Source organism: Hymenobacter sp. NBH84 (assembly GCF_014217645.1).
Taxonomy (GTDB): domain Bacteria; phylum Bacteroidota; class Bacteroidia; order Cytophagales; family Hymenobacteraceae; genus Hymenobacter; species Hymenobacter profundi.
Genome location: NZ_CP043644.1, coordinates 3,943,312 through 3,963,149, shown reverse-complemented (window position 1 = coordinate 3,963,149; position 19,838 = coordinate 3,943,312). Strand labels below are relative to the sequence as shown.

At 59.1% G+C, this 19,838-nt stretch carries 16 protein-coding genes; 4 read left to right on the top strand and 12 right to left on the bottom strand.

The window, feature by feature from the left end; all coding sequences use genetic code 11:
- Positions 1 to 10 precede the first annotated feature (10 nt).
- From F1C16_RS16675 to F1C16_RS16655, 5 genes are all read right to left on the bottom strand, one after another.
- The gene (locus F1C16_RS16675) at positions 11 to 1,510 is read right to left on the bottom strand and encodes a calcineurin-like phosphoesterase family protein (RefSeq protein ID WP_185281748.1); all 1,500 of its coding nucleotides are present in this window, start codon (positions 1,508 to 1,510) and stop codon (positions 11 to 13) included.
- A gap of 177 nt (positions 1,511 to 1,687) precedes the next feature.
- A complete protein-coding gene (locus F1C16_RS16670; RefSeq protein ID WP_185281747.1) occupies positions 1,688 to 2,968 on the bottom strand; it encodes a DUF5689 domain-containing protein in 1,281 nt (426 codons plus the stop codon).
- Between the two features lie 121 nt (positions 2,969 to 3,089).
- Complete coding sequence (locus F1C16_RS16665) at positions 3,090 to 4,559, bottom strand: SusD/RagB family nutrient-binding outer membrane lipoprotein (RefSeq protein WP_185281746.1); 1,470 nt, start codon at positions 4,557 to 4,559, stop codon at positions 3,090 to 3,092.
- A gap of 154 nt (positions 4,560 to 4,713) precedes the next feature.
- Positions 4,714 to 8,169 carry a SusC/RagA family TonB-linked outer membrane protein gene (locus F1C16_RS16660; RefSeq protein ID WP_185281745.1) on the bottom strand — a complete coding sequence of 1,152 codons (3,456 nt, stop codon included), beginning with the start codon at positions 8,167 to 8,169 and terminating at the stop codon, positions 4,714 to 4,716.
- A gap of 145 nt (positions 8,170 to 8,314) precedes the next feature.
- The gene (locus F1C16_RS16655) at positions 8,315 to 9,316 is read right to left on the bottom strand and encodes a FecR family protein (RefSeq protein WP_185281744.1); all 1,002 of its coding nucleotides are present in this window, start codon (positions 9,314 to 9,316) and stop codon (positions 8,315 to 8,317) included.
- 322 nt (positions 9,317 to 9,638) lie between these two features.
- Between F1C16_RS16655 and F1C16_RS16650 the strand changes: the two genes are divergently transcribed.
- Positions 9,639 to 10,088: a GNAT family N-acetyltransferase gene (locus tag F1C16_RS16650; protein ID WP_185281743.1), complete on the top strand. Its 450-nt coding sequence runs from the start codon at positions 9,639 to 9,641 to the stop codon at positions 10,086 to 10,088.
- A 98-nt stretch (positions 10,089 to 10,186) separates the two neighbouring features.
- On the opposite strand, the gene F1C16_RS16645 is transcribed toward F1C16_RS16650, so the two are convergent.
- Positions 10,187 to 10,762, bottom strand: a complete 576-nt coding sequence (locus tag F1C16_RS16645) for an RNA polymerase sigma factor (protein ID WP_185281742.1) — start codon at positions 10,760 to 10,762, stop codon at positions 10,187 to 10,189.
- Between the two features lie 211 nt (positions 10,763 to 10,973).
- On the opposite strand from F1C16_RS16645, the gene F1C16_RS16640 reads away from it, so the two are divergent.
- Positions 10,974 to 11,144, top strand: a complete 171-nt coding sequence (locus F1C16_RS16640; protein WP_185281741.1) for a hypothetical protein — start codon at positions 10,974 to 10,976, stop codon at positions 11,142 to 11,144.
- A 152-nt stretch (positions 11,145 to 11,296) separates the two neighbouring features.
- Here the strand turns inward: F1C16_RS16640 and F1C16_RS16635 are convergent, their stop codons facing one another.
- The 5 genes from F1C16_RS16635 to F1C16_RS16615 all read right to left on the bottom strand — a co-directional run bounded on the left by F1C16_RS16635 (position 11,297) and on the right by F1C16_RS16615 (position 15,863).
- Positions 11,297 to 11,977, bottom strand: a complete 681-nt coding sequence (locus F1C16_RS16635; RefSeq protein ID WP_185281740.1) for a sterol desaturase family protein — start codon at positions 11,975 to 11,977, stop codon at positions 11,297 to 11,299.
- An 82-nt stretch (positions 11,978 to 12,059) separates the two neighbouring features.
- Positions 12,060 to 12,581 carry a shikimate kinase gene (locus F1C16_RS16630; protein WP_185281739.1) on the bottom strand — a complete coding sequence of 174 codons (522 nt, stop codon included), beginning with the start codon at positions 12,579 to 12,581 and terminating at the stop codon, positions 12,060 to 12,062.
- Positions 12,582 to 12,751: 170 nt separating this feature from the next.
- Positions 12,752 to 13,804, bottom strand: coding sequence for an ABC transporter permease (locus F1C16_RS16625; RefSeq protein ID WP_185281738.1), 1,053 nt, complete (start codon positions 13,802 to 13,804; stop codon positions 12,752 to 12,754).
- A 153-nt stretch (positions 13,805 to 13,957) separates the two neighbouring features.
- Positions 13,958 to 15,058 carry a BT_3928 family protein gene (locus F1C16_RS16620; RefSeq protein WP_185281737.1) on the bottom strand — a complete coding sequence of 367 codons (1,101 nt, stop codon included), beginning with the start codon at positions 15,056 to 15,058 and terminating at the stop codon, positions 13,958 to 13,960.
- 247 nt (positions 15,059 to 15,305) lie between these two features.
- A complete protein-coding gene (locus F1C16_RS16615; protein WP_185281736.1) occupies positions 15,306 to 15,863 on the bottom strand; it encodes a DUF1599 domain-containing protein in 558 nt (185 codons plus the stop codon).
- 154 nt (positions 15,864 to 16,017) lie between these two features.
- Between F1C16_RS16615 and folP the strand changes: the two genes are divergently transcribed.
- Positions 16,018 to 16,914, top strand: a complete 897-nt coding sequence (folP, locus tag F1C16_RS16610; protein WP_185281735.1) for a dihydropteroate synthase — start codon at positions 16,018 to 16,020, stop codon at positions 16,912 to 16,914.
- A complete protein-coding gene (cdaA, locus tag F1C16_RS16605) occupies positions 16,911 to 17,738 on the top strand; it encodes a diadenylate cyclase CdaA (RefSeq protein ID WP_185281734.1) in 828 nt (275 codons plus the stop codon). Before folP ends, cdaA begins: the two co-directional genes overlap by 4 nt.
- 247 nt (positions 17,739 to 17,985) lie before the next feature.
- On the opposite strand, the gene F1C16_RS16600 is transcribed toward cdaA, so the two are convergent.
- Positions 17,986 to 19,527, bottom strand: a complete 1,542-nt coding sequence (locus F1C16_RS16600; RefSeq protein ID WP_185281733.1) for a T9SS type A sorting domain-containing protein — start codon at positions 19,525 to 19,527, stop codon at positions 17,986 to 17,988.
- Positions 19,528 to 19,838: the final 311 nt, after the last annotated feature.

Below are 19,838 nucleotides of genomic sequence, written 5' to 3'. Positions count from 1 at the left end.
ATTGTCGGAGCTACACGGCTACCGTTTCGGTGTATTGCTGCCCGAAGCGGTCCGTCACTTCCACCCTGATTTCCTTGGCGTCTTTGGAAGGTCGGGCGTAGAACATGTGGTCGGCGAGGGTAGGGTCTACCCATTTGTGCTTGGCCGGGAGTTTGGGGCCGGCTTGCAGCTGCACGGCCAGCGGGTCGAGGCTGGTTTGCTGGTGCATGGGGCCTTGGCGCTGGCCGTTTTCAAACCACGTTACCTGCCACTCGGGGTCCCAGTTCCACACGTTCACCACAATGTCGTCGGGGCGGTCGGGGTTGGCGCCTTTGGGGTAGGCGCGGAACTGGTGGTTGCGGTCCTTGCCGAAGGATTTGTAGTACCACTTAATATTCGGGCCGTCTACTTCATACACGCCGTAGCCACTGGGCGTGCCGTCGGTGCAGATGGGGCCGGTCCACCAGGCGCCGCACACCGCGCCGTGGGTGTGCTCAATGGTGTTTTCGTGAAAAATTTTCTCGCACACGTGCGTGTGGCCCGACATAATATGCGCCGTGTAGGGCTTCAGCAGCCGGTACAGCTCGTGGCGGTTCGACAATACCCCGCCCAGCGACTCGTCTTTGAGCTGGTTGCGCCGCTTGTCGCCGCTGTCTACCGGAATATGCAGGGCCACCACCACGGTGCTACCTGGCTTCACGTGGCTCAGGTCCTGCTCCAGCCACTGCAACTGCGTCTCCGTGAGGTAGCCAATGTACTTTTTGGGCGGCCCAATAAAGAACACGTCGTCGAGCACCATGTAGTGTACCTCACCCCGGTTGAATGAATAGTAGGTAGGGCCGAACAAGCTCTTGAACGTCTCGGCCGACCCTTCATCGGAGCGGGCTTTGATGTTCATGTCGTGGTTGCCAATCACCTGAAAAAACGGAATGCCGGTGATGTCCACGGCCTGCTTGTAGTCCTCAAACAGCTCAAAATGGTCCCACACCAAGTCGCCGCACCCGATGGCAAAGGTGTTGGGGCTGTTGTACTGCGCCGCCAGCTGCTTGAGGTCGGGCGCCGACACGGTAATTAGCTCATGCGTGTCCTTCTTATCAATCATCTGCGGATCGGCCCACACCATAAAGGTGTGCTTGGTGTCGTCGGCGGGCAGCTTTTGCAAGGCGAAATCGGCCGTCATCGACTTCTGACCTGGTTTGATAGGCTGGTAGAACCGCGCCACGCCCTTCTCGTGCGGAATCTGGTAGCCGCGGGGTAGGGTGAGGTACACAAACTCGGCGGTGCTGTTGCTGGCCAGCGTGTAGCGGCCGCTTTTATCGGTCAGCACGATGTTGTAGCCATCCGTGACGGGTACGCCGGCCAGGCCTTTACCGCCCGCGTGCACACGGCCTTTAATAGTAAGCGGTGTGAGGTTGAGCTTGTGCGGGGCGGCGTTGGGCTCCGCTAGTTCGGCTACGGCGGCCGGGGCCAGCGGCAGGCTGATGCTGGCGCTTACCAACCCCAGGCTTTGAAGGAATTTTCTGCGAAACATGATGGAGAAGTGTAGAACGATGGCGCGGGGCTATGCCCCGTGCCGACTATGGGCAGGCCTCTGGCCTGCAATCGTCCGTGTCGTTGGAAATGGTCGGGTAAGTCGTTCTGGTGGTGCAGGCCAAAGGCCTGCGCATAGTCGGCACGGGGCACAGCCCCGCGCCATTGTACTACCGGCTCAGTTTTCGTAAATGGCAATGTCATCCAGCCCCAAACGCCCATTCAGGATGGCGGGCGGGGCGCTGGTGCCCAGACCGAGCTTGTTGATGCGGAAGCGCACCGGCCCTTCTATGTTCATCAGGAAGGTGATGGAGTGCTGCCAGCTACCGGCGTCGGTGATGGTAGGGCCGGTTTGCTGCCAGGTAGCGCCCTGGTCCTGCGAGTATTCCAGCATCCAGGAGCTGGAAGCGTCGTTGTAGTAGGCGCCGTAGAGCAGTGTCACTTTGCTGGCCCCGTTGGGCAGGTCGAACTTCATTTCGGCCACGGCCGGCACGGTTAGGTTTTGCTGCATGCGCAGGCCCTGGGTGCCGGTGTATCGGTCGCGGCCGGCGGTATTGCCCAGAATGGTCTGGTAGAGTTTCCAGGGGCCAGTGCCGAAGGTTACGGTGTTGTCGGGCACGGCGGCGGTGTTCATGTTGTAGCTGCCCTTGGTGCTCTGCGGCACTCCCTCGAAGCTCTCGGGAAAGCCCGCGTACACGGGGCCGCTGGGGTCGATGGCGTCGGCAATAGTGCGCAGCCACAGCTGGGGTAGGGGCTGCCCATCGGCACCAGTAACCGCCACCGGAATGCCCTGGAAGGTGGCGCTGGCCGGCACCCGGCGACTGGCAAACGCGGCCGCGGCCTCGGTGTGCAACACCAGCTGGTTGCCGGAGCCGTCTACCAGGTTTTTGTCGCCGCTGTAGGTGACGCCCCCGGTAGGCGCGGGCGTGATGTTTCCACCCGTGACGCGCACCAGCGTGGCCTCGTAGGTGCCGGGCGAGGCGCGCAGGGCCTCGATGGTAGCCGCCTGCACCACCGGCTTATTGCCGCTACTTACTTTGGTGATGTTGGCCGGCGACAGGCCCGTAATCCGCAGGCCGCCGCTCTGGCTAGTGAGGGTAGCCCCGCTGATATCCACCACCACCGAGTCGCCCACGGCGTAGTTGAGGGAAGCGCCTTCCGGCATGGGCAGCACCAAGCCGCGCACCTGGCCCTTGCGGCGGTTTTGCACCACTATGGCCTGGGGGCCACCGGGCACGTTGCGGCCGCTGGCGTCGGAAATCACGAGGCCCGCAATCTGGCGGGCACCGGACAGGTTGCCGTTGTCGAGCAGCACGTCGGTGCCTTTGTAGAGGTTACGCACATCGGCAATGGAGATGGTCGGGCTGGGGATGCCGGCGGCGTAGTCAGGGTTGTCTTCGAGGCAGCCGCCTAGCGCGAAAGCGCTGAGCATCAGGGCAAAAGGTAGGGTGCGTTTCATGGGTTGAGCTGTTAGCTGATGGCTGATAGCTGTTAGCTTTTTTCGTTCTAGTATGGAGCATTTGAGTTTCTTCTAGCGGCGAGCTAACAGCTAATAGCCATCAGCTAACAGCTAAAAAAACCTAGTTCTGCCACCACACCTTGGTATTCACATCATCTGTTCCCTGGTCGGCTACGGCGGCCTGGTAGCTTTGCTGATTCAGGCTTTGCACGTACACAGGGTAGTTGAGGCGAGCGGGCATCTTACCGTCGTTGCGCACGCCGGCGCCGCGAGGTAGCACCGGGTGGCCCGTGCGGCGGTACTCAAACCACTGCTGGAAATCGGTGAAAAACAGAGCGTAGTATTTCTGCAAGTGAATCTGCTCCAGCTTGCGGTCTAGGGAGCTGGCGGGGTTCCACTGCACGTCGGAATTGTCGAAGTAGCCCGTGGGCACAGTGTAGCCCCAGAGCGTGATGCCGGCCGTAGTCCCGGCCTCGTAATAGGTTTGGGCGTTGCCCGACACCCAACCGCGCGCGGCGGCTTCGGCCAGCAGTAACTGCACTTCGCCGTAGTTGAGGATGTTGCCCAGCAGCGGCTCCGTCATGAGGGCCGCGGGGTAGGTAGAGCCCACCGGCTGGCCCTGCGTAATGGGGTCGTAGCCGCTCGGAATGCCCTCGTACACCCCCTGGTAGAGCGTCATCCACTTGGCGCGGCGCGGGTCGTTCCACTCGTTCAGGTTGTTCACAAAGAACTGACTCAGCGAGCTGAACGACGAAAAATCGGCCGTGCGGAAGGTGGCAAACGGCGACTGGTAGGGCGCCGTGCCCGTCCAACGCAAAATGGCCGATTCGTCGTTGTTGCTGATGAGGGGGTAGGCCGCGGCGTTGGTGTTCACCAGGTCGCGCAGCTTGTCTTGGGGGCTCATGCCGTTGGCAATGGCATCGGTGCGGTTGGACACGCGCAGGAGCAGGCGCAGGTAAAGCGAGTTGCCAAACTTGCGCCATTTCAGCGCTTTGCCGGCGTAAAGCGGGTCGAGCTGGCTTTGGTCGGCCGAGAGGTCGGTGCCGGCTTTCAGCAGCTCGTTGGCTTCTTCCAGCTTGGTAAACAGGTCTTTGTAAATGTCTTCCTGCTTATCGAAGGCCGGCTGCAACAGCCCCTCGCGCCCCCGAATGGCCTGAGAATACGGCACGTCGCCAAACGTATCGGTCAACAGCGACACCGTCCAGACCTCCAGGATGCGGGCAATGGCCTTGAAGGTCGGACTATTCACGGCCTCAGCGCTGCGGTACAGGTCGCGGAAATCGGTGAGCTGGGTGTACCAGTTGTTCCACATGTAGTCGGCCTCGGCGGGGCGCACCACGTAGCGGTGAATGGCGTCGCCCTCGTTGCGCGTCACCTGCACCTGCATTAGCTCGTTGGTGATGCGCTTGGCGCGGTCCATGTTGCGCTTCACCAGGTCCGTGAGGGCCGGGGCCAGCAGCGTTTCCGGTATCACGTTGGGGTTCTGGTTGGGGTTCATGTTCAGCTCCTCAAAGCCGTCGGTGCAGGCGGATAGGGTAGCCGCGCTGGTAGTAGCAAGCAGCAGCCAGGCGAGTAGTTTGATAGTTTTCATGAGGTTATGCTTTTTCGGTCTTCGTGCTGGCGTCCTCGTCGTCCCAGGGTTGAAACCTTGGGCTATGTAGTGGATTGGACACTGCTTTTCCGCTGATTAGCCCAGGGTTTCAACCCTGGGACGCTGGGCCGTCGGGACGCGGGAACGGCGGAGGCTATATCCCCACCGTCAGATTCAACCCAACCGTGCGGGTGCTGGGGAACTGGCCCAGCTCGTAGCCCAGGCTCACGGTGTCGTCGTTCAGGGTGCCGAACTCGGGGTCGTAGGCGGGCCACTTGGTCAGGATGTACAGGTCGCGGCCGTAGAGGCCGATGGTGGCCTGCGTGAGCTTGAAGCGCTGCAACAAGCTGGCGGGTAGGGAGTAATCAATGCGCACCTCGCGCAGCTTCAGGAAATCGGTGCGGAACAGGTTGGCCTCCACGTTGTCGCGACCATAGTGCTGCGAGTAGTAGGCCGGCACGTTCTCGGCCACCACGTCGTTGGGGCGGAAAGTACCGTCGCCGTTGTCAATCACCCCATTGCCGATGATGCCGTTGTAGCGGCCGGGGAGGGTGAGCTTGGTTTTGCCCTGCTCGGCCAGCACGGCGTTGGTCATGGAGTAGGCCTTGGCCCCAAACTGCCCGTCTACCAGCACATTCAGACGCACCTGCTTGTAGCGAAACTCGTTGCCGATGCTGGCCTTCCACTTGGGTAGGGCCGAGCCCAGCAGCATCACGTCGTTGGTGAGCTGGGGTAGGCCGTTGCGGTAGATGATCTGGCCGTCGGGGGAGCGCAGGTAGCCGCGGCCGTAGATGGCGCCCATGTTGCCGCCGGGCCGGGCCTCCACGGTGCCGCGCCCGCCGGGGCCGCGCTGAAGCTGGTAAGTAAACACGCTGTCGGCCAGCTCCACCACCTTGTTGCGGTTGGCGGTGTAGGTGCCAAACATCTTCCAGCCAAAGCCCGAAGGTCGCGTCAGTATTTCGGCATTGGCCTGAATTTCAAGTCCCTGGTTGCGCACCAGGCCCGCGTTCAGCACTGAGGAGTTGTAGCCGGAAGCTCTATCGACGGGCACTTCCAGAATCTGGTCGTAGGTGTTGTTGCGGTACACGGCCACGTCCAGCCCAATTCGGTTTTGCAGGAAGCGCAGGTCTAGGCCCAACTCGGTGCTGCGGGTGCGGCGCGGTTGCAGGCCGGGGTTGGCAATGTAGCTGGGGTTGCTCAGGCCCGACGGAAAGCCCGTAGCCACGGCGTAGGTGTAGGCCGTGCGGTAGGGCACCGTGGTGCCGCTACCCACTTCGGCCCACGAGCCGCGCACCTTCGCAAAGGATATCACCTCCGGCAGCTTCACCACCTCCGATACAATGCCGCTGAGGCTGGCCGAGGGGTAAATCGGGATTTCCGTGACGCCGTTCACGCTGGCCAGCGTGCTGCTCCAGTCCTTGCGGGCGGTCAGGTCGAGGTACAGAAACTTGTTGTAGGCTACGGTAGCCAGGCCGTAGAAGCTGTTCACCGCAAACTCGGCGCGGTAGGGTAGGGTAATGGGTAGGTCGCGGCTGTTGGCGAAAGAGAAAATGCCGGGGTAGAGCAGGCGCTCGGCGCGCAGCTCGTCCTTCACGTAGCGGTTGCGCAGGCGGCTACCCCCGCCCGAAGCCGTCAGCTCGAACTTGCCCACGTTGCGGGCATATTGGAGCAAGAAATCGTGGTTGATTTCCTGCGAAAAGATGTTCTGCGTGCGGTACATACCCTCTTTGTAGCGCTCCGTGTCCTTGGGGCGCTGCTGCGAGCGGGCTTCGTAGGAGTAATCCAGGGCCGAGCGCAGCATCAGGTTCCAGTGCTGCCCAAACTTGTAGTTCACCTGCACGTTGCCGGTGAGCGTGTTGCGGTTGCTCTTGTTCAGCATCTCGTAGGCAATCAGGTAGGGATTGTCGATGAGGCTGCTGAAGGGGCTGCGCTGGGTGATGTTCTCGGCGCCCGGCAGCCAGTAGTCCTTCCACCAATTCAGGTTGGCGTTGGGCACCTGAAACATGTTCCAGTACATAATCGTCTGGTTGTTGTAGCCGGTGCTGGGGAGGTTGTCGCTGTAGCGGTTGGTGTAGTTGGCCTTGGCCGAAATGCGCAGGCGGTCGGTCAGCTTGTGGTTCAAGGACAAGGCCACCGTGTTGCGCTTGTAGCCCGTGTTCGGGATAATCCAGGTGTTCTGCAAGTTGGTCAGCGACAGGCGGGCTGTGGTCTTGTCGGTGCCGCCGTCGATGGAAACCGTGTTGACGAAGGTTTTGCCCGTCTCGAAGAAGTCCTTGCGGTTATTTTTGTAGGGCACCCAGGGCGTGCGCTCGGTGGCGGTGGTGTTGGTGGCGGGGTCGTACTGGTAGAACTGCTGTCCATCAAACTTCGGCCCCCAGGCCGAGCTGGTGCTGCGCGTGCTGGGGCCGTCCTCGGTGGTATTATAGGAGTAGTAGTTCTGCCCAGCATCGCCCTGACCGTACTCGTACTGAAAGTCGGGCCAGCGCGAAATCGTCTCAATCGAGGAGTTGGAGTTGAACGTAACGCCGATGCCGCGCTTGCGCGCCTTGCCCGATTTGGTGGTGATAATGATGGCACCGTTGCCGCCGCGGGCGCCGTACAGCGCCGTAGCCGCCGGCCCCTTCAGCACCGACACCGACTCAATGTCCTCGGGGTTGATGTCGTTGAGGCTGGTGCCAAAATCCACCGGCGACTCGCTCTGGAGGTAGGCCGAACTGCCGGTGCCGGTGTTGCGGTTCGAGCCGCCCAGCACCACGCCGTCCACCACAATCAGGGCGTCGTTGTCGCCGGCCAGGGAGCTTTCCCCGCGCAAGATGATGCGGTTGGTACCCGCCGGTCCGCCACCCGAGCGCACCAAATTCAGCCCTGCCACCTTGCCCGACAGCGCATCGGTCCAGTTGTTGGATTTGGCCTCCGTCAGCGCCTCGTTGTCGAGCTTAGCTACGGCGTAGCCCAGGGCTTTTTCCTCGCGCTGAATGCCCAACGCCGTTACCAATACCTCATCCAGGCTGGTCGCGTCCTCACGCAGTACCACATCGTAGGTAGCCTTGGCTTCTACCCGCACCTCCTGCGTGGTATAGCCAATGAAGCTGAATAGCAGCACCTGGCCCGGCTCGGCGCTTAGCTGGTAGCGGCCCTCTACGTCGGTTACGGTGCCGGTGCTGGTGTCTTTGATGCGGATGGACACACCCGGTAAGCCCTGCCCCTGCGCGTCCAGCACGCGGCCGCTCACGGGCTTGGGCGCGGCTGTGCGGCCGGCTTTCAGCACAATGCGCTTGTCCTGCACCTCAAACTGCACGCCCGCCTGCGCCGATACTTGCGCTAGCACGGCTTCCAAGTTGCTGTGCGGCGCCTGCACATTGATTTTGCGGTTCAGCAGCTGCCCTTGACCCGCAAACAGAAACTGGTAGCCGGTTTGCCGCTCAATGCTAGCCAGCACTTCGCTCAAGGGCTGCTGCTCCACCTGCACCGCGCACGGCACAGCGCTGGGGCGCGTGGCTTGGTCCGGCGTGGCAGCGGGGGCGGCCGTGGCGCTCAGCACCGTGAGGCTCAGGCCCAACAGGGTAGGGCGCCAGTTGCCGGTTCGTTTCGAGTACCTCGTTTTTTTCATGACTTGTGCGTTTTTTTGAGCTGTTAGCTGTTAGCTGTTAGCTGTTAGCTGTTAGCTGTTAGCGCTTGATTGTGCGTGGTTAAGCTCATAACATGCTGTGATTCAAAGAGAAAAAGCTAGCAGCTAACAGCCATCAGCTAATAGCTCACTCCGTAGTGCTGAGGTAGATGATGTGGCTTTCGCGGCGGTAGGTGATGGGGCCGGCCTCTTGCAAGGCCGCCAGTACCTGGGGTAGGGGCTCATTGCGGAAGGTGGCCCACAGGCGCACGTTGGCCGTGGCCGTATCGGCAAACACCAGCTTCACGCCGTAGAGGCGCTCAATCTGGTCGGCTACATCGGCCAGCTTTTCATTCTGAAAAATCAGTTGGCGCTGCCGCCAGCCCGTCACGCGGTCGGCGCTGAAGGGCTGCCGGTACATGCGCCCCGTGCGGCGGTCGGCGAGTAGCTGCTGGCCCGGTGCAAGCTGATAAGTGGTCTGCTGGTCCAGCACTTCCACGCGACCTTCTACCAATGACACCGCCACTTGGGCCGCGCCCGGCCGGGCGTCCACGTTGAAGCGCGTGCCCAGTACCCGCGTAACGAGGGCGCCGCTGTGCACCCGAAACGGCCGGTGCGGGTTCTTGCTGACTTCAAAAAAGGCCTCGCCCTCCAGGTATACCTCGCGGCTACGGGCCGCAAACCGGGTAGGGTAGCGCAGCTGGCTTTGCGGGGCCAGCGTCACGCGGGAGCCGTCGGGTAGGCGCAGGGTGTGCTGCTGACCGGCCGCGGTGCGGGCCAGTCGGTAGGCTGCGGTGGTCGGAGAGGTAGGGTAGAACAAGATGCCTACCCCCGCCACTACTAGCACCAGCAGTGCCCACACTGCCACCCGGTAGCGCCGGGCCTTTGCGGAGCGCAGCTGGGGTTGTGGGGCTTGCGCTAATGTCTGGCCGACCAGCTCCGGGCGGGCTTTCAGGCGGCGCAGGGCGGCGGCCGTGGCGCCGGGGGTAGGCGGCGTCTGGCTATGCTGCCACACAGTTTTGAGTTGCTCAAACGTCTGCTCGTTTTCGGCCGAGGTGGCCACCCAGGTAGCCAGTCGCTCATTTTCTGCGGGCGAGGTTTGGCGGGCCAGGTAACGGGTAATGAGCAGGTAGGATTCTTCTGGTCTCAACGGGTGCCGAGTGGCTGATTGCGTCGCCGCTCACCTGTATAGACGCCCGCGCTGTCTTGGCTCGTGACACGCAAAAGCAGGCTTAACCGAATCGTAACAACCGTAATATTGCCGTAACGTAGTGCCGGGGGGCAAGGCACCCCGGCACGTCACTAAAAAGCTCCTGTTTGAGTTAGCTGCAAGGCTCGCCGACGCATACTTGCGTCTTATCGTTGAACGAAATGCGGTCTGATGGCACAATCGACGAGACGCAAGTATGCGTCTCTACACCGTTCTGGCGAGCCTTGCAGCTAACTCAAACAACTTCTAAACTATCTGCTCCATGCTCCGTCTCATTCGCACCACCTCCGACCATCCCGATTTCCGCGCCCTCGTGCAACTCCTCGACCATGACCTCGCCGTGCGCGACGGCGCCGACCACGCCTTCTATGCCCAGTTCAATAAGATTGACGCCATCCGTCATGCGGTGGTGGCTTACCTTGAAAATGAGCCCATAGGCTGCGGTGCGTTCAAGCCGTATGCAGAAAAGCAGGTAGAAATCAAGCGGATGTTTGTGCAGCCCGCGCACCGCGGGCAGGGCGTGGCCCCGGCCGTGCTGGCCGCGCTGGAAGCGTGGGCCGATGAGCTGGGTTACCACGGCTGTGTGCTCGAAACCGGCATAAAGCAACCCGAGGCTATCCGGCTGTACGAGAAAAGCGGCTACCAACGCATCCCCAACTATGGGCAGTACATTGGGGTAGAAAACAGCGTATGCATGGAAAAGGCGCTGTAGCCCTTCTGGTTCCTAGGGTTGAAACCCTGGGCTACGAAGTTGGGGGTTGGTACAGAAAACGCTGCATAGCCCAGGGGGTCAACCCTGGGAGCCCGGGTTCACCGCACCCCCGATACGTGAAGCGCTTCTTTCAGAAAGCGCAACGCCCGGAACATGTGGGTTTTCACCGAGTTCAGGGAAATATCCAGCAGGTTGGCAATTTCCTCGTATGTCAGGCCTGCATCGCGGTGGAGCTGAAACACTTGGTGGGTACGGGCCGGCAACTGCCCGATGAGCTGGTGCAGGCGCTGGTGTAGCTCCTGGTAGGCCAGCTGCTCGTCGGGGCGCAGGTAGGCGGCCTCAGGCTGGTGCGGCGGCAGCTCGTCAATGACAGTGATTTCCTGGGCAGTGCGACGCTGTTGGCGCAGCCGGTCGAAGCTGCGGTGCCGCACAGCAGTGTAGAGGTAGGCAGCCACCGAGCCCTGCACCGCAAGTTGGGCACGATTGGTCCAGAGGGTGCAAAACACGTCGGCCGTCACGTCTTCGGCGGCATCGGTGGGGTAGGGAAGCAGGCTGATAGCGTAGCGCAGCAAGCCGGCGTAGTGGCGAGCAAACAGCGCGTCGAAAGCGGCCTCGTTGCCGAGGGCCAGCGCGGCTAGTAGCTGCTGATCGGAAGAACTGGTTGCGTAGGTCATACCGGTGGGCAAAGCTACCAGTCGGCACTATACGACTACATTATGCTTTCATTACCTCAATATGAAGAACCCGGGCAGGGTAGTAAGGCTGGGGCGTGGTGCTCACGCCTGGGCCGAACGCCAACCTTTTCGCGGTCAAGTCAGTATCAACAAACAGCCCTGACCTTGTAGGTCGGCTAGGTGCTCTCTCACTCTCTCCCCCTATATTGTCATGAAAAACTACCGTTTTTTCCTTCCGTTTTTTCTGTTTGTGCTCATGTTTTCGGTCAGCAGCTGCGATGCTATTGCTGGCATCTTCAAAGCAGGTGCCTGGACGGCCGTTGTGGGTATTTTCCTGGTAGTACTACTCCTATGGTGGATTGTACGCCGGATGCGCGGTTAGCATACCATAGGTTTCTATACACACAAAAGGCACCTAGTAGGTGCCTTTTTTAATAAAGCAGATCTTATTTTAGACTGCTTTCCATATCTGGAATGAACAAAAAGCCCAACTCGTATGAGTTGGGCCTGCATTCTACTAAGAAAGAAGAATAGCTACTTCTTCGGCTGGCGCGAAGGCATAGTGCCGATGATGTGGTCCCACAGGGTAGTACTCACCCCAAACGCCTCATCCTCTTGCCGGTAATGGTGCATGGCATGGTGGTGCCACCAGAACTTCAAGAAGTTCTTGGGCGGCGCATACATGTGAATGGCATAATGCACAAACAAATAGAGCGCGTAGCCAAACACAAAGCCCGCTAGAATACCGAAGCCCGCGTTGCCAAACGTGAAGCGGAAAATAAAGAACAGCAGCGAGGCCACAAATACCGTCAGGATAGGCGGCATGGCCAGGCGGGTCTTGTCTTTGGGGTATTCGTGGTGCACGCCGTGCATGGTATACTGAAACTTGGCCCGGCCGGGGGTAGAGGGCTCGATGTGGTACACGTAGCGATGCACCAGGTACTCGGCCAGCGTAAACAGCAGCCACCCGCCCAAAAACAACCCAAACGCCGACAGCCCTGTGAGCAACCCCCGGCTCAGGCTGTAATACAGGCTAACTGCTGCTACCGCGAAAAAAATGCTGAGAGGCCCTGCTATGTGCGTGTGCGTGAGGCGCTCCAGCACGGGGTTCTGAAACAACTGCGCCGAGCCTTTGGCTTTCGGCTTCACAGCTGCAACAGGCTTCTTCGCGGGGGCAGCTTGTACCTCGGGTTGGGGGGAGGATGTAGCGTTCATAACAGAATAATCGTCTGAATTCAAGGTCAAAAGTACGCAGCCTGACGCAAACGCCATGCCTGCCCAGTCCCAACGCTGCTACCTATGCCGTGGTACGGAAACGGTCAATGAGTTCACGCACAGCGGGTAATGTGCAGGCCGGAGGTGAGCAGCGCAGGGGTGCGCGCTCGTAAAACTCTTGGCGGGCGCGTAAGGTTTCGTCCAGGCGCAGTAGTAGGGCGGCTTCGTCGCGGGCGGGGGCCAGTAGGGGGCGAGTAGCCGCCGCACGCATTACCCGGCGCAGCAGCTCGGTGGTAGACACGGCCAGGTAAAGCGTCAGGCCGGTCTCGAGCAGCAGATCGAGGCTGTTGTGGAAGCAGGGCGTGCCGCCGCCAGTAGCCAGCACTAGGCGCGGGTAGCGCTCCAGCACCAAGCGCAGCACAGCCGCCTCCCGCTCACGGAAATACGCCTCGCCCTCATTCTGAAAAATATCAACGACGGTGCGCCCCTCGTGGCGTACAATTTCCTCGTCCAGATCAACAAAAGGCACTTCATAAGCCACGGCCAGCGCCCGCCCTAGGGTCGTTTTGCCCGCCCCCGGCATTCCAATTAAATAAAGTCGCATGAAGTGATGAGATGGTGAGTGGTGAAATTGTGAGTGGTCAATATAGCTGTCATCCTGAGCGCAGCGAAGAACCTTCTCAGTTGTGAACGAGTCGTTGTTACGCCTGTCGTTCACAACTGAGAAGGTCCTTCGCTGCGCTCAGGATGACACGTTTCTTCTTATGCACAAACTCACAACTTCACCCGTGGGTCGAGCACGGCATACAGCATGTCGACTACAATATTAATGGCCACAAACAGGAAGGCAATGAACAGGGTAGCCCCTATCACAACGGGAAAATCTAGATTTTCGACAGCGCGTAACGTAATGGTGCCCAGTCCTTTCCAGTTGAAGATGTACTCAATAAAGAACGCACCCGCCATCAGGGAAGCCAGCCAGCCCGATACGGCCGTTACCACGGGGTTTAGAGCGTTTTTCAGGGCGTGCCCTACCACCGTGTGGTAGGATGAAAGGCCCTTTGCCCGAGCCGTGCGGATGTAGTCCTGACTGAGTACATCCAGCATAGACGAGCGTGTGAGCTGGGTGATAATGGCCAGCGGCCGAATGCCCAGCGCGAAGGCGGGTAGGAGCAAGTTGCGCAGTACCAGATGGTTGCCCGTAAACGGGTCGGTTTCGTAGAGCTGGCCGGTGAGGTTGAGGCCGGTCCAGTGGCTCCAGTAGAATCCGAACGTCATGGCAATGAGGATGCCCGCCACAAACGACGGCACCGAGATACCCAACACCGAGGTGGTAATCAGGGTGCGGTCGAGCCAGGAGTGAGGCCGGAGCGCCGCCAGAATGCCGAACAGGATGCCCAGCACCGCCGCCAGCAGCATAGCGGCCAGCGCCAGCCACAAGGTGCCCGTAAAGTGGTCGAGCAAAATACTGAGCACGTCTTTATTGCTCTGAAAAGAGCGACGCAGGTAAGGCGCTTTCAGCACCAGCGCCTTGCCACCCAGCGGCAGCAGCGTAACCCCCCCATAGCGCGCCACTGCCACCGAGTCGCGGGCGTGGATGCCTAGGGGCGAGGCATCGTTGAGGTAGCCCAGCAGCTGGGCGGGTAGGGGCTTGTCGAGGCCCAGGTCGGCGCTGATGGCGGCGCGGGTAGCCGGGTCGGAGCGCTGGCCGGCCAGTAGGGCCACCGGGTCGCCGGGCAGCACATTGAACAGGAAAAACACCGTCACGGCCACCCCAATCAACACCAACACACCCTGGCCCAGCCGACTAAGTAAAAAGGAAAGCATTCGGTTTTCAGTGGTATTCGGTTTTCGTAACTGTCATCCTGAGCAGCGCGAAGGACCTTCTCACGTGAGAACGATAGACGTATCAACGACTCGTTCTCACGTGAGAAGGTCCTTCGCGCTGCTCAGGATGACAAACGCTTTCTATGCGCAGCTCTAAAGAAGCCCTTCCAGCTTGGCGCGGGTAGGGATGTCGTGGTAGTGAAACTTGCCCTTCACTACCCCATTCTGCAACAGCAGAAAACCAGGGTCGGAGCGGATGATGGTTTTGAGCACGGTCGCATCGGCGTAGTACACGGGCGCAATCAGGTTCACGTCGTGCCGAAAGGCGTCGAAGTCGGCGGGGCTGCTGCTGGTAACCACTAGGGGTACCAGCTTTTTCTGCGACGAATCGGCTGATTGCAGCAGCAGATTGATCTGCTTGAACCGGTCGCGGTCGGCGCGTTCTACGCTCTGCACAATCAGCACTAACTTATTGCCTTTCAGCAGCTCTTGGGTGTAGTCACCCTCGTCGTTCCACACCCGGAAATCCGTAATTTTGGGGCCGTCATTCGGATTCAGCGCCACCATTTCCTTGAACTTCCAAGTGGTATCGGTGGGGTAGTCGGTGAATTCCTGGTCCGCACCGTTGCGCGTCATAATGTACTTGTAGCGTAGCGGCGCCGAGGGCTGCATCAGCTTGCCAATGTCGTTGCCTACCTTATAAGGGCGGAAATCGAAGTAGGGCAAGTGCCCCAGCGCGTACACGCCAATGCCCGCCGATACGGCCGTGGCAATCGTGATGTACATCACGCCCAACTGGCCCGGCGCGAAAGAATAGCGCAGGTAGCGCTGCCCGCGGTACACTACTACCCACAGGCCCAGCAGGATCATGTCCTTCGTGAACGAAGCCCAGGGCGTCAGCTTCAGGAAGTCGCCGAAGCAGCCGCAGTCCGTTACCTTGTTGAAAGCAGCCGAGTAGAACGTTAGGAAACCGAAGAACACTAGCAGAGCTAGCAGCACCCACAGCGTTTTGCGCAGGTACCAGCGCAGCAGCAAGGCCACGCCCAATACCACCTCCAGGGTGCTGAGAATGATGGCCAGCGTGCGGGCTATGTTGCGGAAAATCAGGAAGAACGAGCCGAAATCCTGGGCAAATACCTCAAAATATTCCTCCAGTTTTAGGCCCGTGCCCACTGGGTCGTTGAGCTTAATCAGGCCCGAGAAGATGAATACGATGCCCAGCAGCGCCCAACAAATGCGCGTAATCAGTTTCATAGGTAGGGTCTAGGGGTCTTAGGAGCTTGGTTGTTGTGTGGGAGCCGTTATGCAAGGTACGCCACGCACGCCAATACGGAAATGGTAGGGTAGGGGGCGTATGTCATTTCGACCAGCGGGAGAAATCTCGCTTGATAGTATCCAGCATCAGCACGCGAAATACTTCGACAAGCAGACGCCAGATGGAGCATGACGTTCAACGTTTAGCACGCAGGATTTCCCCCGCTGGTTGAAATGACGTTTTGGTTTATGCGGCTCCCACTTCTCCTAACCCCATCTTAATCAACACAAACACTGCATAGTTCAGCATGTCGCGGTAATTGGCTTCTACACCTTCCGATACTTGGGTTTGGCCGGCCAGGTCCTCAATCTGCTTGGTGCGGTGCAGCTTCATCAGGATAATGTCGGTGATGCTGGGAATGCGCATCTGGCGCCAGGCCTCGCCGTAGTCGTGGTTTTTGGCGAACAGCAATTGGCGGTTGGCCTCTATTTCCTGGTCGTAGGCAGCGGCTACCTCCTCAGTGGGGAGGTCGAGGGGCGCCTCGGCGGGCAGGTGTAATTGCAGCAAGGCAATCACGCAGTAGTTGATGATGGCCACAAATTCTTCCTCCACGCCATCGGCTACCAACTGCGTGCCTTTCTCCTGAATGGAGCGAATGCGCTGCGCCTTAATGTAGAGCTGATCGGTAACGGAGGGTAGGCGCAGGATGCGCCAGGCGGTGCCGTAGTCGTGGGTTTTGGCCAGAAACAGCGCGCGGCAGCGCGCAATTACCTGGTCGTACTCGTGCTGGGTTTGCGTTTGCAAGGTTTTCAACCTATTTTGTTGGGAAACGAAGGCGTCTGTCATCCTGACGAAGGAAGGACCTGATGACAGCAGAAGGAACCGCGGGCACGATACTCGTTACTATCTCCATCAGGTCCTTCCTTCGTCAGGATGACAGACGACCCACCCCGAAACTATGCTCCAGGCTCCGCAAGATACGTGTTTTTCGCCGAGGCAAACCCTGCGCTGCCCCCATGGCCGGGTGCTGGATTTGAGCCGCCCGCAGGTGATGGGCATCCTCAACCTTACCCCCGACTCCTTCTTCGAGGGTAGCAGGGTAGGCTCCGATGCCGACCTGCTGCGCCGCGCCGAAGCCATGCTCACGGCCGGTGCCGCCGTGCTCGACCTGGGCGGCTACTCCTCCCGCCCCGGCGCCGAGGACATTAGCGCCGACGAGGAAAAGCGCCGCGTGGTACCCGCAGTGGAAGCCGTGCGCCGGGCATTTCCTGAGGCGTTTATTTCCGTAGATACCTTTCGGGCCAGCGTGGCCTCCGAGGCCGTGGCCGCTGGCGCCGACATTCTCAACGACATCAGCGGCGGCACCCTCGACGACGAAATGCTGACCACCGTGGGCCGCCTGCACGCGCCCTATGTGCTGATGCACATGCGCGGCACGCCCCAAACGATGATTCAACATACTGAATATAGTGGCGACATCGTTACGGAGCTCGTGCGTTATTTCCGCGACAAGCTAACCCATCTGCGCTCCTTCGGAGTGCGCGACGTGCTGCTCGACCCCGGCTTCGGGTTTGCCAAGACGGCTGCTCAGAACCACGAGCTGCTGCGCCGCCTACCCGAGCTAGGAGTGCTGGGCCTGCCCATCTTGGCGGGGCTTTCGCGTAAAGCCATGTTATATAAGCCTTTCGGCCTCACACCCGATGCTGCACTCACGGGCACGGTGGCCGTCAATACCATTGCCCTGCTCAACGGTGCCCGCCTGCTGCGCGTACACGACGTAGCCGAGGCCATGCAAACCATTCACCTCGTATCGAACACCTACCCCGCCCACCCTTCCTTTCCGCTTTCCCCGTGAGTAGCTCTTTTGCCATCGGCTTCCTGCGCGTCGGCTGGATCGACGTTGTCGACGTGCTGCTCGTGACGGTGCTGTTTTATCAACTCTACAAGCTGCTAACGGGTAGCGTCGCCCTCAAGATTTTTCTGGGGTTGATGTCGCTCTACCTCACCTATCTGGTGGTGAAAGCAGCCGGTATGGAGTTGCTGACCAGCATCTTGGGGCAGTTTATGAGCGTGGGCGTTATTGCGTCGGTGGTGCTGTTTCAGCAGGAAATCCGGCGGTTTTTGCTGAACATCGGCAAGGCCACAGCCTTGGAGCGGGTACGGATGTTCTCGTGGCGACGCGAAACCGGCGGGCAGCGCATGAGCATCACGCCGTTTGTGGAAGCTGCCAAAAGCCTGTCGGGCAAGAATACGGGCGCGCTCATCGCCTTCACCATGTCCACGGAGCTGAAGTTTTACGCTGATTCCGGCGATTTAATCGATGCTGCCATCAGCAAACGCCTGCTGATGAGTATTTTCAACAAAACCAGCCCCCTGCACGACGGCGCCGTGATTATCGCCAACGGCCGCATCAACGCCGCCCGGTGTATCCTACCCGTCAGCGAAAACCCTGACGTGCCCGCCTCCATGGGTCTGCGCCACCGCGCCGCCATCGGCCTCACCGAGGTGACAGACGCAGTGGTGCTGGTCGTGAGTGAGGAAACCGGGCAGGTGTCATTAGTGCGTAGCGGCGAGGTATTCCGCAACTTGGCTCCCGCCGACCTGCGTGCCCGCCTCAACGAGTTCCTGTTCAACGCCGCGCCCCGCGCCGCTACCACGCCTACCGACGTAGCGGCGTAGTCTCTTCTGGGAGCTGTCCTGTTTCTCTGTCATCCTGAGCTTGCGAAGGACCTTCTCACACGAGAACGACAGGCATTGTTAGGCAAAAACATCTGTCCTCCTGAACGCAGTGAAGGACCTTCTCACAGCAGAACAAGTCGTTATTTCGACAATCGTTCTGCTGTGAGAAGGTCCTTCACTGCGTTCAGGAGGACAGAGAAGTGAAAAATGACAGCCTACCGTAGTGTGCGCCGTCCGCCGCTTCGGCTTACCGCTTCACAATGCGTTGCGCCAGGGTAGCATTGGCGGTTTGCACTTGCAGGAGGTACATGCCGGCGGGTAGTGCTTCCAGACGTAGCTGGGGCATGGAGCCATCCGTCACGGCCTGCTCCAGTACCAGGTGGCCCGCCAGATTGCGCAGCTGTGCGCGCGTGCTTCCGGCCGTCAGATTGCGTAGGTCCAGGGTTAGGCAATCGGTGGCGGGGTTGGGGTAGGCTGTTAGGGTAGCAGCAGTGGTAGTAGGATCATCGGCTATCTGCACGCTGATGATGGGTGCATAATTAGTGCTGCCATCGAGGTCTACCTGCTTCAGGCGGTAGTAGCTGCGGCCCGTGAGGGGACGTGCATCCGTGCTGGTATAGCGGGTAGGGGCAGCAGTGGTACCAGCACCCTGCACAGTAGCCAGCGATTGGAAGGTGTAGCCATCGGTGCTACGCTCCACCACAAAATGGTCGTTATTTTTCTCCGAAGCCGTGCTCCAAGCCAGTAGGACAGCGTTACCACGCACCTGCGCCGTGAAGCTGGTCAGTTCAACCGGCAGCACCTGATCGACGCAGCCGCCGGTTTGCAGATTGGTATTATAGGAGTAGTTGCTGCCGAGTACGCCCGCTAGGGCATCCCAGCCTCTATCGCCAATTATCAAGGAAAGGAGAATGTTGAAGAGACCTTGTTCACACCGGCTCAAATCCAGACGGCCTACCACAGCAAACTTGCCGGAGCCATTTTGGCGGCATAGCTGGTAGCCAGACAGCTTGTCCACAATCACTTTCCCAACGCTTTTGCCATCGGTGGGGCCTTGCACCTCGCCGTCGTTGATGAGTTCGTGCACGGCCAGCTTGCCGGAGTTGAGGAGTAGGGCCAGGCCATTGTTGTGGCAGGTGTTATCTACCTCAATGGTGCCGCAGTTATTGGTCGTTTTATTGTTGTTGTAGTTGAGGCACTTCCAATAACCCTCATTATATATCTTGCCCGAGTTATTGGTGTGGCCTTTCAGGATGCAGCTGCTGTAATTGCGGAAGGTGGTGCCTTCAGCCGTCTGGCAATTCGTAAACGACAGCTGGCCCCAGTTATATACATTACCACCAGTAGTATTCAGATTCAGATCTTGGCACGAAATACTCCCGGTTCTCTCAACCGTAAGGGTGCCAGCCTGTCCTACCGGAATACTGCCGGGGCAGGTCCATTTGCCGCTGGTGGTGATGGTAGCGCCGTTACCGTTCCAGTTCACGCCCGCCTTCAGGGTGCCCTTATTGGAGACAACGACCCCGTCGGTGAGGTTAAGATTATTTACTAGGGTCTGGCTGGTCGCCGATGTATACAGCGCTCCATTCTTCCCAAAATTGATGTCGTTGCCCGTGCTCCACACCCCATTGTTATATACGGCGCACTTGGTGCCGTTCCAATTGAGGTTGCCTGTGAAAGTGATACCCGCCGGAATGCACAGCGTTTCATTGTTATTGAGAGAAAAAGAGTTGTTTCGCGTGCTTTCCGTAACTGTATAGGTATACGTCGTCGGTGTTTGCCCCTGCACGGATACTGGCCTTATCGCGATTATTGACAATAATATAACAAAATAGTTCAATACCTTAGTAAAGGCACAGCGGTTCGGATACTGGCTGAAAAGCAGCATGGGTAGGAGTGTTTTATATCAAAACGAGAAGTTATAGGACAAATGTAATATAACTTTTCTATTAACAAATATGACTTATATAAATGTAAGCCTATAAAATGCTACGAATATTGATAAAAAACCTTCTCATTGTAACAAATCAGTTTGTAACTATCTCATAATAGGACAATTATCTCAAAATGAGATGGTATAAATATTTTCATAAAAAATAG

Coding starts and splice junctions, on each gene's coding strand:
- F1C16_RS16670 (WP_185281747.1), bottom strand. CDS start 2,968: ATGAAACGCACCCTACCTTTTGCCCTGATGCTCAGCGCTTTCGCGCTA.
- F1C16_RS16620 (WP_185281737.1), bottom strand. CDS start 15,058: ATGAAACTGATTACGCGCATTTGTTGGGCGCTGCTGGGCATCGTATTC.
- F1C16_RS16625 (WP_185281738.1), bottom strand. CDS start 13,804: ATGCTTTCCTTTTTACTTAGTCGGCTGGGCCAGGGTGTGTTGGTGTTG.
- F1C16_RS16660 (WP_185281745.1), bottom strand. CDS start 8,169: ATGAAAAAAACGAGGTACTCGAAACGAACCGGCAACTGGCGCCCTACC.
- F1C16_RS16640 (WP_185281741.1), top strand. CDS start 10,974: ATGAAAAACTACCGTTTTTTCCTTCCGTTTTTTCTGTTTGTGCTCATG.
- folP (WP_185281735.1), top strand. CDS start 16,018: ATGCTCCAGGCTCCGCAAGATACGTGTTTTTCGCCGAGGCAAACCCTG.
- F1C16_RS16645 (WP_185281742.1), bottom strand. CDS start 10,762: ATGACCTACGCAACCAGTTCTTCCGATCAGCAGCTACTAGCCGCGCTG.
- F1C16_RS16630 (WP_185281739.1), bottom strand. CDS start 12,581: ATGCGACTTTATTTAATTGGAATGCCGGGGGCGGGCAAAACGACCCTA.
- F1C16_RS16635 (WP_185281740.1), bottom strand. CDS start 11,977: ATGAACGCTACATCCTCCCCCCAACCCGAGGTACAAGCTGCCCCCGCG.
- F1C16_RS16665 (WP_185281746.1), bottom strand. CDS start 4,559: ATGAAAACTATCAAACTACTCGCCTGGCTGCTGCTTGCTACTACCAGC.
- F1C16_RS16650 (WP_185281743.1), top strand. CDS start 9,639: ATGCTCCGTCTCATTCGCACCACCTCCGACCATCCCGATTTCCGCGCC.
- F1C16_RS16675 (WP_185281748.1), bottom strand. CDS start 1,510: ATGTTTCGCAGAAAATTCCTTCAAAGCCTGGGGTTGGTAAGCGCCAGC.